Source organism: Allosphingosinicella sp. (assembly GCF_036402135.1).
Lineage (GTDB): Bacteria > Pseudomonadota > Alphaproteobacteria > Sphingomonadales > Sphingomonadaceae > Allosphingosinicella.
In genome coordinates this window covers 26,349-39,923 of the sequence record NZ_DASWTN010000031.1, presented here as the reverse complement: position 1 = coordinate 39,923, position 13,575 = coordinate 26,349, and the positions used below count along the sequence as shown (strand labels likewise).

The window sequence follows — 13,575 nt, the reverse complement described above, 5'->3', positions numbered from 1 at the left end:
ACGTGCGCCGACATCGCTGAAGCTCTTCCTCACCACAGTCGCCATCGTCGATGATATGGGTGCGGTCGCAATCATTGCGGTCGCCTACACGGCCTCCATCAACACGCTCGCGCTCGGCATCGCGGCGGGCCTTTTCACGCTCATGTACATCCTGGGGAAGAGCGGCGTCCGCAGCTTGCCCGTGTTCCTGCTGCTGGGCCTCGGCCTCTGGTACGCCGTGCTCCTCTCCGGCGTGCATGCGACGATTGCGGGCGTGCTCACCGCAGCCGCCATTCCAGTCATTCGAACGCCCGGGTCGCCGGACGCGGAAGAGTCGCCTCTCCACCGGCTGGAGCATAGGCTTGCGCCCTGGGTTGCGTTCCTGATCGTGCCGCTGTTCGGCTTCGCCAATGCGGGCGTGTCGCTTCAGGAAATCGGCGCCGAGCAGGTCCTTGCGCCGCTCCCGCTAGGCATTGCCGCCGGGCTCTTCGTTGGCAAGCAATTCAGCATCTTCGGCGCCGTCTGGTTGTCGGTGCGGTTCGGCCTTTCGGTTAAACTACAGGGGGCCAGCTGGATGCAGATCTACGCGGTGTCGATGCTGTGCGCATCGGCTTCACGATGAGCCTGTTCATCGGAGCTCTCGCCTTCCCCGACGATCCACTCCTGGTCGAAGAGGCGAAGCTCGGCACTTTGCTGGGGTCGCTTGCGTCGGCAACTGTCGGCTACGCGATCCTGCGTCTAGCAAAACCTTCGGTCGCGCGAGACGAACCCTAAGCGGCTTCTCCTAGCTGGACGCTGCGCGTGTGAAGATGAAGGCGCGACATAAAAAACCCGTAGTCACCTTCGAAGCCCGTAACATCTAAGGGTGCGGAAACCCAGAGAGGTAACGGTGACAAGCGCGTTTGAACGGGGATTGTTTGTTAGCGCTTTCGTGTGGCTGAGCGCGTGCGGTTCGCCGGCGGAACCTGAGACGAAGGCGGCGGCGTCTGATATCGATCGGGCCGTAACGCATGCGGAAGAAGCAGCAGAGCGCCAAGAACAAGCAACAGCCGAGGTCCGGGCAAGGCGAACCGAGAGCCGGTGATGAGGCATATTCAATGCGCGCCGATCACCTTCATTTTTCTGTTATGCTCCTCGTGCAACTCCGCGCGATCCAGTGGTGAGTGGGTGGAGATCGGCTCGGCTACGAACGGCACGAAGGCGTTCGTGGACACCTCCTCGATCAGGGCTCAACCAGACAGGAACGAGGTGGAGGTCTTTCAGCGGTTTATCATGCCGTCCGACGGAGGAACTGGTCTCAGGCGGGCTGAGCAGCGGGTCGTCTACTCCTGCCGGGAAGGAACGATGAAGGTCTTGAGGGATGTCGGGTACGGGCCGGCGAACACGCTTCTCTACGACGAACGGCTGCGAACGGCAGCTACTCCGGTACGTGAAGGCTCGCTGCCCGAGCTGATACGCGAAGCCATCTGCTAGATCACGATCACGGCACCAGCCGGTAGCCGACCCCGGGTTCGGTGAGGAGGATCCGGGGTTCGGCCGGGTCCTCCTCCAGCTTCTGCCTCAACAGCGCCACGTAGCTCCTGAGATACTGGTTGTCGGCTCCCGGGTCCCCCCAGCCGGCCAGAAGCAGGCGACGGTGCGTCACGACCTGCCCCGCATTTTCGACGAGAATGCGAAGAAGGTCATATTCCTTCGGCGACAGCTTAACCTCATCGCCCATCAGGCGGACGGCGCGGCGCCCCAGATCGACCTCGAGATCGCCAACCTTGAACCGCGCGTCCTGCTTAGCCGAGCCAAGCTTTCGCTGAGAGGCCCGGATGCGAGCCATGAGCTCGTCTATATTGAAGGGTTTGTCGACGTAATCGTCCGCCCCCGCATCCAGCGCCGCGACCTTCTCCGCCTCCTGATGCCTGGCTGAGATGATGATGATCGCAACCTCGCCCAAAGCCTTGAGGTGCGAGATCAATTCCTTGCCGTCGGTATCGGGCAATCCCAGGTCGAGCAGAACCACGTCGACCGCGTTCTCCCTGGCCGAACGAAGCCCCTCCACTCCGGTGGCGCTACTGAAGACCGCGGCGCCGGTAGCGGACAGGACCGGCTGAAGGACCCGGCTAATGGCAGGTTCGTCGTCGATAATGAGAATGCGTGAACTCATTGGTCCTCTGGGGATGTATGGAGGGGCAGTTTGATCGTCACGGTTGTCCCGCCGATTAAAGGGTCGGTGGACGTGAGCTCGATCGAGCCGCCGAAGGCGTCCGTGAAGCCGCGCGCAATGGAAAGGCCGAGGCCGCTCCCCTCGTATTTCTGGTTTGCCCGGCCGCGGTAGAAGCGTTCGAAAACGCGATCGCGATCCTCTTCTGGGACGCCGCAGCCTTCGTCCATGATCCGAACGCTGATCATGCCGTCATCGGCCGAGGCTGCGACAATGATCGGAGAATGTGGAGGGCTGTACTTCAGCGCGTTTTCGATAACGTTGTAGAAGACCTGCTCCAGCATCACCGGATCGGCTCGGACGGGCGCCTGCTGGAGGGTGTAAGCTTTTCGGAGGTCGGCGTCGGGCTGCAGCTTCCGTGCCTCACCGATAGCCGATCCGAGTGCTTCAAGGGCGTCGCATGTGGTAAGCGGCTGGCCGTGCAGGCCCGCCTGTATGCTCCCGAGGCTGAGAAGGTTGGAGGTGTAGCGGTCGAGACGCGCGCACTGCTCCTCAATCACCTGTATGAAATCGTCTCGGACGTCTTCGGCAAGATTGCTGCCATAACTCCGGAGGCTGCTCGCCGCCGCCGCGATGGCGCTGAGTGGGGTTCTGAGATCATGGGAAACGGACGATAGAAGGGCTGTCTTGAACTCCTCCGACTTCTTGACCAGCTCTGCCTTGGCAAGCTCTTCGAGGGCGAGGCAGCGCTGAAAGGCGAGATTAATCAGGCTCACCAGAGCATCGTGATCCCGGGTGTCAGACGCTTCCTCTTCCGGTTCCAGGACGAGAACGCCGGACGTCCTCTCGCCGTCGCGGAGCAGAAAGGCCTCCACTGCGCCATATTTCCAGGACTCGGCCGGGTGCCCGAGAAGATCCACCGCTGCCGCCCGGTGATGTTCTCGGCCGCCAACCGAAACCGGCTCTCCGTCTCTTACGGCATAAAGTTCCATATTCCTCAGAACGCTCGCACCTGTTTCCTCAACGGCGGCCTGCACATCCGGCAACGACACCGCGCGTTGAAGCCGCTCGCTGACGTTCATGAGAAGCTGGATGCGCTGGCTCGCCCGCTCCGCCGCAAGCGCCCGGTCCCGCAGTCTGCCCGCAACCAGCGCTGAAGCAATGGCGTTGATGTTGAAGGCCAAGAGGGGCACGAGCTCGTCAGCTGAGCTGAGGCTGAAGCGATAGACCGGGTCGCTGAGAAAGAAATTGTAGACAAGGGATGCTGCAATGGCGCCGGCAAGGCCGCCCTTGATCCCTTCAAGCGCGCCGACGAGCGTCACCCCAAATAGAAAGACGATGGCGGACGTGATTGGCCGATCGGTCTGGGCGGCCAGCGCAGCCAGTGCCGCAGCCGCAAGGAAAGCGCCTGCAGCTGCGGAATGTGAGCCGCTTCGGCCGTCGATCTTCCGGCTATCGGCGGTCGTCATATTCATTTGCTCACCTGGATCTGCTCCAGGCAGTTTTTGAAAGGTCCGCCGGCCGCTCCCACGAGGACACCGCGATTTCCATCGTGGATGAAGGTTACCTCTTCCGACACGAACTTCTGTCCGATCGAAGACCTGGACGCCAGGAGCTCATAGGGTTCAGCAACTGTCCTCACGAGCACGCGTCCGTCCAAATATTCCACCGTAAAGCGCTTCGCGTCTCGGCAACGGAATTCCGCCACTCCCGGCCGCTCCAGCAACGCGTCCACCGGCGTGCAGGAGGCGAACGGTATCAGGACGGCGATGGCCAGCAGATGAAGGCCTCTTCGGACGGAGTTTCTCACGGCGCCGCGGTACAGCCGCCTGACGACGATGGTTACAACGCTCTTTATACATGAGCACCTCTCCTGTGCGCATCCATTCGTATAGGAAATCCGTTGTAACACTACGGTCGCGGGACGGCTTAAATGCTTAAGGATGCTAAAGAACGATCGGAGCAAACTTCATCGCACCCACGGCTTCCGGCTTGAAGAAGCCGATCTTCTGCTGGAATTTTTGTGCTGGTTCGCGGCTCTCGTGCTGCTGCCCGTCGCCATGGGCTTCAGAGGCAGCACGGCTGGTTCGTTCCTGATCTATAGCTGCGGAGCGGCGGCTCTCCTGACGTTCGGCACTTTCCTCGGCAGGTCCTTCGCAGCGACCGGCTGGCGCGACTACCGCGACGTCGCGATTGCCGCCTTTCTGGCTATATTCTCGATCGGCGGAGCGGCGCTGCTATCGGCGCGGCTGCTAAAGCAGCTACTCGGCCTCTCGCCGGGCGGCACGGACACTATCTTTCCCTAATTCGTCCGACCAGATTTCGTCACCGGACGGAAGAAAAGCCTGGCGGATGTCGATCCCCTTATAGTTCACCAGCTGGGCGTCCGGCCCACTTTCCAGGAGCAGGGTCGAACCGCTCCGAAGCGTCCCGCAACCAGCCGGAAGTGGGTGAAGCGGGTTCCCAGCGAGCAGCTTGTCGATGGTTTCATTGAAATCGGAAGCACCGGGGCAGAACCGGACGTCGCGCCTGACCGCAAAACGCTCGACACTCTTTTCTTCTCGTGACGGGGAAGGCGCGGCACGGTTTTCCTGGTGCAGCGACGTATCGGCAGGCTCGGTTCTGCCGCATCCCAGTAATAACAGCGGGAGGAGCAAGGACAGCTTACAGCTGCTCACGGTGCGTACCCGCGGTAGGCGCCGTACTCAGGAGCCTGGAGGCGCCGCCATCGCTGGTGCTGATATGATCTCCACGCCGCTTTCGCCCCGCGGCTCAGCCTTTCATCGGCTCCGCACTCCGCCAGCCGGCGGGCGAGTTCCTCCCACGAGTGAATGGCACGCAGACGCTGCTCTCCCTTGGCGCGCAGGATGAACAGCCATGCATCGCGGCTGCCCCGGCCAGAATTATACCCCCGCTCCAGCACATATTGCTCGAATGATCTGGTCATCAAAGGCGGATTAGCGATCAACGCTCGAAGCGATTAGCACGGCTTTTTCACACCCTCGGCCCCGCGCCGCGGCGCGCGTAAAAATCACGTGGTAACGGTGGAGGTCGGGGCCGCTCTAGTCTCTGCCCATGAACGCACCGGCGCAGACTCAGAAACGCAGGGGAGCTCCCATCAAGGTCAAGGAGCGCGACGCCATCATCGCCGCTCTGCAGGCCGATCCCCACGACATCGAGGGCGTGGCAGCCAAATTCAATCGAGGAATTTCGACGATCCTGAAGCTTAGGCAGAGAGGGCGAGCGACGCGGGTTACGAGGCGCGATGATCTTCGTGCAAACACCTTTGGCTAGTCAGCCATTTGGACCGGAGACCGCTCTCCACCGGCATTGCACGGAGCGACAGCCCGCCGTCCACCCGACGCGCCAACCTGCCCTTCGCGACCACCCACTAGAAACCCTCGCAGTTGTCGGGTTTCGCGCTCCGGGATGAATCAGCAAAGAATGCCAGAGCTGCGGCGCGACCGCAGGGCGTGCTGCGCACTGTCCCATGCCCCGCGCCAGGAACCACAAGTACTCGCGCCATTGAGCCAAGCCTGCGCGCCGTTTCATGAGCGAAGCTGACGGGGGTAATCGGGTCGGTGCTTCCGGTGACAATGAGCGCAGGTAAAATGCCTGGTTCAGGCATTCGCGCTGGTGCAGCCGAGCGTTTGGACCACCAAGGGCACACGGTGGAAAGATCGATGAGTTCGACGCCGGTAAACTGCCGTTCCCTACGCTCGTAGTAACGCGACCGGTCGGCGCACTCGCCAGATACGAACACCGCACTATGGGGCCCTGCGACAAGGCGGCTCAGCGGGCCTTCGACAAGCCGAGCGGCAAGGACCGGCTCCCGCGCCTCGACCGCCGCAATCAGCGCCGGTGCCAGGGCATGTGGCGTAGCCTCGGCCATCACAGCTTGCGCTACTCCAGGATAAAGTGCGTTCTGTACAAGCAGCGTGAAGTCGTCCGCGTTGAGGATCATTTGGCCAAGCGACCGAGTCTTCAGCACCAACGGCTCCCGCTGTAGGGCAGCGTAGGCCCGCTCATAAGTTGCGGAAAGGTCGTCGCCTGCCGGTCCGCAGGTCTTCAGCTTGCGGCAGGCCAGCGCCGCGCCGGCCAAGCCCTCGCGGAAAGTAGCTGTCAGAGTTTTGGGCGTGGGATCCGGTGGATATGCGCCATCGAGGAGTAGAGCTTCGACACGCGCGGGATAAGTCGCTGCGAAGCTGTTGGCGATTACTGTCCCGTGCGACGCACCGAACAGGAGAAGCCGTTCATAGCCTAGGCTTGCGCGCAGCTGCTCTAAGTCGCCGACGATCCGATCGGTACTATAGATGTCCGCCGGTACGTTTGCAGAGCGAAGCTCCTCACGGCATGAGCGCAGAGGAGCGAAAAAGGCACTCTCGAGCGACCTTCCGTTCAAATCTTTTGCGAGGGCAGACGCTTGGGCACGGCGGGTCGTGTCGCAGAGGGCGAGGCCGCTTCCGTCTTTGCCCCGTGTGTCGACAAAGACGATGTCCTATCGGTGGGATATGGCGGGGCAGATCCGTTGGTCGCCCACCGAACGGAGCCCGAGCCCGACCCGGCCAGGACCAAAACGGGGGGGCGGGTGCTCGGCTGCTCCGCCCTGCGGACCACAAATGACATATTGATCGAGCGGCCCGCAGGCTTCGCCCGATCGAGCGGAACGCTGAGCCTGCCGCAACGCAAACGTTCTCGCTCGGCCACTGATCTTTCGGAAAAGCCCGGCAGTCCATCGCAACTCACCTCGGTAAGCTTATCGCTGGACGACGCAACCGCCGCCTGAGTTGGGGATAAGGACAATTGGTTGGAAAAGATCGCGACAGCTGCAAAGCACGCCCGTAAGCCGTATCTCACATGTAATCCCCTCAGGACGGCGCCAGACCGGCACCCAACAGGTGTAGACTGAATAATTCAGTAAAAGTGGAGATTCCTAGATGCGGCTGGTAGTGCTTCAGGAGGCTGCCGCTTTGGCGGCCGTTGGTAGTCCGCCGTAGGTCGCGGAGCGCCAGAGTGCTTCGGCTGGACCTTGCTCATGTCTAGCAAGCCACCAGCGGGAGAAAACAACCTGACAGGCGAATATCAATAAGCTCACCGCATAGAAGGTTGCCGGCTGCATTGTGCCTGCCAGTCCGAAGCCGATCCCATAGAAAAAGATAAGTCCTATGAGGGAGTGGGTGAGATAGTTTGTCAGCGCCATTCTGCCCACCGGTGAGAAGTGCCGCAGTAGCGCCCGAGCCTTCGGCCACGCCAAAGCAAAGCCTGCAGCATAGGCAAGCGCCATCGGGACAGTGCCGAGAAGCGACGGCCAGTCTTGCTGATCAAGATCAGGGATAAGGGCGTAAGCTGCGCTAGCAGGGAGGCCGATTGCTAGGCCTGCTACGAGGACATTGAGTAGCAATTTGCGGTCGTCGAACAGAGTGCCTGCCGCAAGGCGGCGGCCCACAACGATGCCGAGCAGCATGATCCCTAGAACTTTTGGAATGCGCCAGCTTTCTAGCCGCAGAGCCCAGGAGATAGGAGTGCCTGACAACACCCAAGCAAGCCATCCGGTAAAATCGCTCCGGCGCATCCATTCGAGCGACTTGTCAGGAGAGGTATCGACACCGAGGCTTTCGGCCAGAGCCATGCCGAACGAGAAGATTTGATCCTGTGGTGCCCAGCCAGCCCAAGAAAACAGCGCCATTCCCAGAGGAGGTATGACGAAGATTAGAAGAGCCGCCGCTATGACGAGATTCCGGTCACGCCAGTCGCAGAACAGAGGCAACACCAGCCCTAGCAGCGCGTAGAGGGTGAGGATGTCGCCGTCCCAGATTAGCCACGAGTGCACGAGGCCGATTGCCAGCAGAACGAGGACCCGGCGCTTGTAGATATGCATTCCCGCCAACCCACGGCCGTTCAGTCGCGCGAGCTGGAGTGAAAAACCGGCACCAAACAGAAGTGAGAAGAGGGTGTAGAACTTTCCATCCACGAAGAAGTGGTGGAAGCGATACTGCCATGTGAATGCATCTTGACCAGAGAAGGCGATGCGCTGCTCCTCGGTCATCATAATCCAGCCCGACCAGTAGAGCATATTGGCGAGTAGTATGCCTAGTAGCGCGAAACCTCGCAGCGCATCCAGAAGCTCTAGACGCTCGGCCTGACCCGTCGCAGCTCTCATCGTGGCCTCCCCCGGCTACTTTATAGCCGCTGTTCAGCCTGCCTACAAATGTCCGCTTTCGACCCATTGCGGACATTCAGACGATGGCCCATCACATCGAATCTGATCAGGTCATTTGCTGGGGTAAGATCGGGAAATTGCGCGTCGGATTTCCGGTGAGGGACGTGTGTGCATTGCCGATTGCGCCTATGACGGTCGCAGTGATTGCTTCGCCGAGGCCGCTCGGGGATCGGTCACTATCCACAAAGATGATGTCGATCTGAGGCGTGTCTGCCAGTCGCGGCACGGGGAAGTCGGCATAGGTGCGCTGGCGCACAATCCCGCCCTCAATCTCGATCTGCTGCCACAGGGCCGCGCCGAGCGCGAAGAGCGCGTTGCTGAGCACCTGAGCCTCGGCGCCCCGAGGATCCACCAGTACACCGCAGTCGACGGCGATCGTGATCCGATCGACCTTCGCTATCCCGTTTACGTTCGTCATGGAGACAATTGCCGCCGAATAGGTGTCCGGACAATCGTAGAAGCCGGCGGCGAGGCCAAGCGACGTAGATCGCCCGTGACGGCCGAACCAGCCGGCCTGCGAAGCGACGGTAGTCAGCACCCTTCGCATGAGATCGGTCTTGAACGGTGCTTCGTTGCCCTCCGCTATCTGGTAGACGGAGGTGCGGCCCGGCGTCAGGTGCGCAAGCCGGAAATCTAGCGGATCCTGTCCGGCGGCTGCCGCGAGTTCGTCCATGAAGCATTCGGCTATTGGTTGGACGGCTGTGGTGTAGGTTCCCCGCCACCAGGCGCAGGGAATGGTCGGCTTGATCGTACGATGCTCCAGCCGCAGGTTGGGAACATCGTAAAAGAAGGTCGAAAGCGGTGTACCGATCGACCAATCATAGCCGTTCGCGCCAAGTTGATCCGGCAATTGCTGCTTAAATACGGATTCTGCGACGACCTTGTGCGTCAGTCCGACAATGCGTCCGAAACTGTCCACGTGCCCCTGCAGCCGGTGAGCCGAAGCTGATCGAAAGAGGCCGGCCCGGAAATCGTCGGCGCGAGTCCATAGGATCTGAACGGGGCGCCCCAGCTTCTTCGCGAGGATCGCTGCCTCGAGGCCGTAATCCACTTCAAGACGGCGCCCGAAGCTTCCACCCAGAAGCGGCGTATAAACAAGGACCTTGTCGTTCGCGAAGCCGAGTTCCCGCACCACCGCGTCGTGCAGGCGACGCTGCCGCTGCGTGCCCGTCCAGACCTCGATCACGTCACCGGTCACCCGGGCGGTCGCGCTGAGCGGCTCGAGTTGTGCGTGCGAGAGATAGGACGTGGTGAAATCGGCAGAAATGCGCCGCAGATCACCCTCGCTCGGTTTTGACAGATCGCCCTGCTCGCGACAGACGAGGCCAGGCAGATCGAGCGCGGCAACCATGGCTCGAACGGCTACCGCGCTTTCGGCACGGCTGCCGTCGCTCGCCCAATCTACTTTTATCTGCTCACGGGCTTTTTGCGCAGTCCAAGTGTCGCGGGCGATCACGGCGACGCCGGCGCGCACGTGATCCAAGGAAGGCCATGCGTTTCCCTCAATTAAAACACAGCCAAGATAGCCTGGGATCGAGCGGGCGTTAGCGTCGGAATAGCCGCGCACCTTCATTCCCATTGCGGGAGCACGCTCGATCGAGGCGTAAACCATTCCGTCGATCCGCACATCGGCGCCGTAAACCGGGGCTCCACTGACGATGCCTTGGTGATGACGAGCCGGCCCTTGCTGGCCGAGCGGCGCAAAATGCTCGCCCGGCTTCATTTGCAGGCTCTCCTCGCTCGGTATCGGGATCTGCGATGCGGCACGAACGAGTGACTTGTACGCAGCGCTTCGGTTGCTTGGTGCGTGAATCACCATTCCTGCTTCTGTGCGGCATTCCTCCGGGCTCACTTTCCATAGCTTCGCTGCGGCCTCGACGAGCATCGTACGAAGGGTGGCGGCCGCCCGGCGTGTAGGGAGCCAGTTGCCCGCGACGGAGAAGCTGCCTCCGGTTTGAATCTCCCCGTATTTCGGATCGGAGCTTGCCTGCCGTACCTCTATTGCGGAGGGGACAATATCGAGTTCGCCAGCAACCATGGTGGCAAGCGCCGCGTGGATGCCCTGTCCCATCTCGGCTTTGCGAACGGTTAGCGAAACCTTTCCGTTGGTATCAATTACTAACCAGGGACCAGGCTGAAGCTGGTAAAGTGTCTCCGAGACTTCGGAGAAGGCTTGCGCCGATCTGGCCCATGTGAATGCCAGCCCCGTGCCCGCGAGAGTTGTCGCCTGCAGGAAATGTCTTCGCGTCCAGGAAAGGCTCGCTTCCGTCATCGAGCGGACGCACGGGCAATGGCTGCGCGAACGCGTGTATAGGTGCCGCAGCGACAGACATTGGTGATCGCGGCATCCACCTCCGCATCCGAAGGATTTGGTTTTTCGGCAAGGAGTGCTGCCGCGGCCATGATCATCCCAGGCTGGCAATATCCGCATTGCGCGACGCGCTCATCAAGCCATGCCTGCTTAACCCTGTCGGAACCCTTGTCGCGGAGCCCTTCAATGGTCGTGACCTCGCGGCCGGCTGCTTCCGCCACCGTGACGATGCAAGCTCGAACTGCGCGCCCCGAGACGTGCACGGTGCAGGCCCCGCACACTCCCACGCCGCACCCGTACTTGGTGCCAAGCAGATGAAGCCGGTCGCGCAGCACCCAAAGCAAGGGCATCTCCGGATCCGCCGTTACGCGCTGCGAGCCGCCGTTCACACGCAATTCGAAATTCGGCATCGAGGGTTACTCGCCGATTGAGAAGAACGGCGCCGATGCTAGTTCACGCTGCGTGAGTTCACTATCTCTTTGAGGCAGAGGGACCAAAAGCAGGACGGAGGGACGGTTTAGCGCTTCAATGCTTCGCCAAGACCCGCCCTATAAGTCGGCCCAATCTGGTGTTTGCTACCATCCGCCATCTGCACCCAGCCTGCCCGACCGCCACCTGTCGCAACGATCTTCTCGCGCTTGACGATCGTCGACCTATGGATCCGGATAAAGGCGCATCCTCGCAACGCTCGCTCGACCTCTCGCAACGTGGCGCGATGCACGTAGGAGCGACCGCCGCCATAGACTTCTACATAATTTCCGGAGGCCCTTACCCAATCGATCTCATCGGCTCCCATGACGAGCGCTCGGGTGAACTCGTCAGACCCGTCCGACGATGCTGCACCACTCGGATCGATGCCGTTCCTCCACGACCGCGCCATCCTTGCCTGAAAAAAGGCAAGAGCGATCGCGACCAGCGCGAGCGTGGGTATCCTTTGAAAGAAATGAAGGGCGATGGCCATGACATCGATATGGCCGCTGCTCAACACCAGCCGTTCGCCGAGGGTTGAGACGATCAGCGTTCCTAGAAGGACCATCGGCACTGCGATACGGCGCATAAGCGACCTATCTTCGGCGCCAAGCAGTCTAAGGCAGATTTCAATGGCGACATACCAAGGGGCGACGGCCATCAAGGCCCATGACACTGAACGAAACGGCACAAGCGGCGTCTGCGTCAGCAATGTATGAAGAACGCAATAAGCGACGGCCCCCACTATGACTATAGCCGCGCGATTGACGAACTGCTGGGGGTTGCGGACAGGGGCAAGAAAGCTTCCCGTTCGGATGGCCTGCATCATGGTAGGTCCTGTTTATCTGATGAAGCCTTTAGCGGGGGGTCGGTACTGCGCCCGGCGCATGCTTTCCGGAAACTTCTGGAAGAGTCTCCACCCATGTCTCTACCGCTGAGTCGTCTGCAGCGCTCACCGAGAAAGGCCGCGCAGGTGAATAGGGGCCAAGCCGCTGCCCAGGTAGACCATCATAAGCCTGCATGGTCGAGAAGTCGGAAAGCCCAGAGGGCAATACGATCTGGCGGATCTCATTGTGCTTAGGGCCGCCGTTCGTCTCCTCGCCAACGTGAAGCGCGCCCAATGCTCGGAAGAGGGCCGTTGCGCGCAGACAGGAGCTGAAGCAGAAGCGGTCGGTGATGAGGATGACTTGCGGCGGGCGTGCCACGCGATCCGACAATCCGCTAGAACGATCTGTCCAAGGGCTTCTTGAGCGCGAAAGAGCCTGCCCCTGACCGAGCGCAGCGCGCATAGCGTCACGCTCTGCAATGAGCCCCGTCACAACGGAATCGTTTGCTCCGAGTTCGCGGGTGAAGCGCTCGACATAGCTCTCCAATGTCGCAAGATTGGCAGGAGACACACGCCAGACGGACAGGTCCTCGTCCGTTCCCGCGATCTTAGTTTTTGCCCTCTGCACACGGTCCGACCCATACAACGTCTTCGCGAGACGATCGCTGTAGGTCGAAGCCCCGCCTCCATTGCCTCGCAAGTCAACGACCACGAAGGGCGCTGCTCGTAGCTCTGCGCGCCGCGCTTGCGCTTCGTCGATGACCGGCCGCGCACGGTCGTTGAGTGTTCCGAGGCGAACCCACCAACCCTTTCGAAAGGAGCGCAAACCTACGTCTTGCGCAGGCATCCTGCTCGCGCGCTGAAGCTGCGCGGACGCGTCTGCTAAGCCGATCGGCCGCCAGGATAAGTGGTGGGTGACGCGCGCTCCAGCGGGGGTCTCGAAGGTGCATGACGTCGCGCGGGGTTGTGACGATGTGCCGGTATCAAGCAGCAAACGCGGCGAAGCCATCAGCCGCTCCGCGCGGATCGACCAGTTGGGTGTGAACTGCCCAAACCGCTGCTCAGCGAGATCGTTGGGATTTCGGCCGTCACAATCTAGCAGCCTGCTATCAAGAGGGGGCGCATTTTCGTCCTCGCGCGTAACAATGCGCCATCCATTATACCCGTCGGCTGCGAGAAAGCCGGGCCAAAAGAAGCGGCTGCTGGAAAGCAATGCATTTGATCGAAGGTGTCGATCGCCAAGAGCACCGGCGAAACGTTGGAGCGTTGCGCGATAGTCGTTATAGTTCGTCGCCCGTTGCGCAAGCGCACGCGCCTCTTCATACCCACGACGGAAGCTGGCTCGAAAGGCTTGATCTCCAGCCTCGGGGACGGCGGCTGGGTGGTTTTCGGCAATAAGGGCGTAAGCGGCCGCCAGATCTTCTTCGGCCATACGCGCCCAGAGCGAGGTTTCTGCTAAGGCTGCTGATGGGGAGGCTAGGCCGAGGGCCAAAGCTATAACCGGTAGTCTGAGAAGGTTCATGTGTCCGCCCCTCGCTCGCTTTCCAATCGCCATGAGTTTAGCCCGTGTAGACAGGGCAAGCCAAGGATCATCCGACTTCGGTCAAAGCAGCAGCTCT

The 13,575-nt window shown here is 61.1% G+C and carries 10 protein-coding genes and 2 pseudogenes; 3 read left to right on the top strand and 9 right to left on the bottom strand.

The annotated features are described in order from the left end of the window. A pseudogene (locus VGD10_RS09390) lies at positions 1 to 753 on the top strand (Na+/H+ antiporter NhaA); the annotation flags it as partial. A gap of 393 nt (positions 754 to 1,146) precedes the next feature. Continuing rightward, a complete protein-coding gene (locus VGD10_RS09385; protein WP_331040554.1) occupies positions 1,147 to 1,452 on the top strand; it encodes a surface-adhesin E family protein in 306 nt (101 codons plus the stop codon). A 7-nt stretch (positions 1,453 to 1,459) separates the two neighbouring features. Here the strand turns inward: VGD10_RS09385 and VGD10_RS09380 are convergent, their stop codons facing one another. Further along, positions 1,460 to 2,134, bottom strand: coding sequence for a response regulator (locus VGD10_RS09380; protein ID WP_331040553.1), 675 nt, complete (start codon positions 2,132 to 2,134; stop codon positions 1,460 to 1,462). Next, positions 2,131 to 3,600, bottom strand: a complete 1,470-nt coding sequence (locus tag VGD10_RS09375) for a sensor histidine kinase (protein ID WP_331040552.1) — start codon at positions 3,598 to 3,600, stop codon at positions 2,131 to 2,133. Before VGD10_RS09375 ends, VGD10_RS09380 begins: the two co-directional genes overlap by 4 nt. 474 nt (positions 3,601 to 4,074) lie before the next feature. Between VGD10_RS09375 and VGD10_RS09370 the strand changes: the two genes are divergently transcribed. Next, positions 4,075 to 4,437 carry a hypothetical protein gene (locus VGD10_RS09370; RefSeq protein WP_331040551.1) on the top strand — a complete coding sequence of 121 codons (363 nt, stop codon included), beginning with the start codon at positions 4,075 to 4,077 and terminating at the stop codon, positions 4,435 to 4,437. 1,085 nt (positions 4,438 to 5,522) lie between these two features. Here VGD10_RS09370 and VGD10_RS09365 read toward each other — a convergent pair. From VGD10_RS09365 to VGD10_RS09340, 7 genes and pseudogenes are all read right to left on the bottom strand, one after another. Further along, positions 5,523 to 6,233: an alpha/beta hydrolase gene (locus tag VGD10_RS09365; protein ID WP_331040550.1), complete on the bottom strand. Its 711-nt coding sequence runs from the start codon at positions 6,231 to 6,233 to the stop codon at positions 5,523 to 5,525. Positions 6,234 to 6,275: 42 nt separating this feature from the next. Next, positions 6,276 to 6,533 (bottom strand): annotated as a pseudogene (locus VGD10_RS13375) (alpha/beta fold hydrolase); the annotation flags it as partial. A 552-nt stretch (positions 6,534 to 7,085) separates the two neighbouring features. Beyond that, on the bottom strand, positions 7,086 to 8,291 hold the full coding sequence (locus VGD10_RS09360; protein WP_331040549.1) for a DUF418 domain-containing protein: 1,206 nt from the start codon (positions 8,289 to 8,291) through the stop codon (positions 7,086 to 7,088). A gap of 106 nt (positions 8,292 to 8,397) precedes the next feature. Beyond that, positions 8,398 to 10,623: a xanthine dehydrogenase family protein molybdopterin-binding subunit gene (locus tag VGD10_RS09355; protein WP_331040548.1), complete on the bottom strand. Its 2,226-nt coding sequence runs from the start codon at positions 10,621 to 10,623 to the stop codon at positions 8,398 to 8,400. Continuing rightward, the gene (locus VGD10_RS09350) at positions 10,620 to 11,072 is read right to left on the bottom strand and encodes a (2Fe-2S)-binding protein (protein ID WP_331040547.1); all 453 of its coding nucleotides are present in this window, start codon (positions 11,070 to 11,072) and stop codon (positions 10,620 to 10,622) included. Before VGD10_RS09350 ends, VGD10_RS09355 begins: the two co-directional genes overlap by 4 nt. A gap of 107 nt (positions 11,073 to 11,179) precedes the next feature. Continuing rightward, positions 11,180 to 11,791 carry a LytTR family DNA-binding domain-containing protein gene (locus VGD10_RS09345; protein ID WP_331040546.1) on the bottom strand — a complete coding sequence of 204 codons (612 nt, stop codon included), beginning with the start codon at positions 11,789 to 11,791 and terminating at the stop codon, positions 11,180 to 11,182. A gap of 196 nt (positions 11,792 to 11,987) precedes the next feature. Beyond that, a complete protein-coding gene (locus tag VGD10_RS09340) occupies positions 11,988 to 13,478 on the bottom strand; it encodes a S41 family peptidase (RefSeq protein ID WP_331040545.1) in 1,491 nt (496 codons plus the stop codon). Positions 13,479 to 13,575 lie beyond the last annotated feature (97 nt).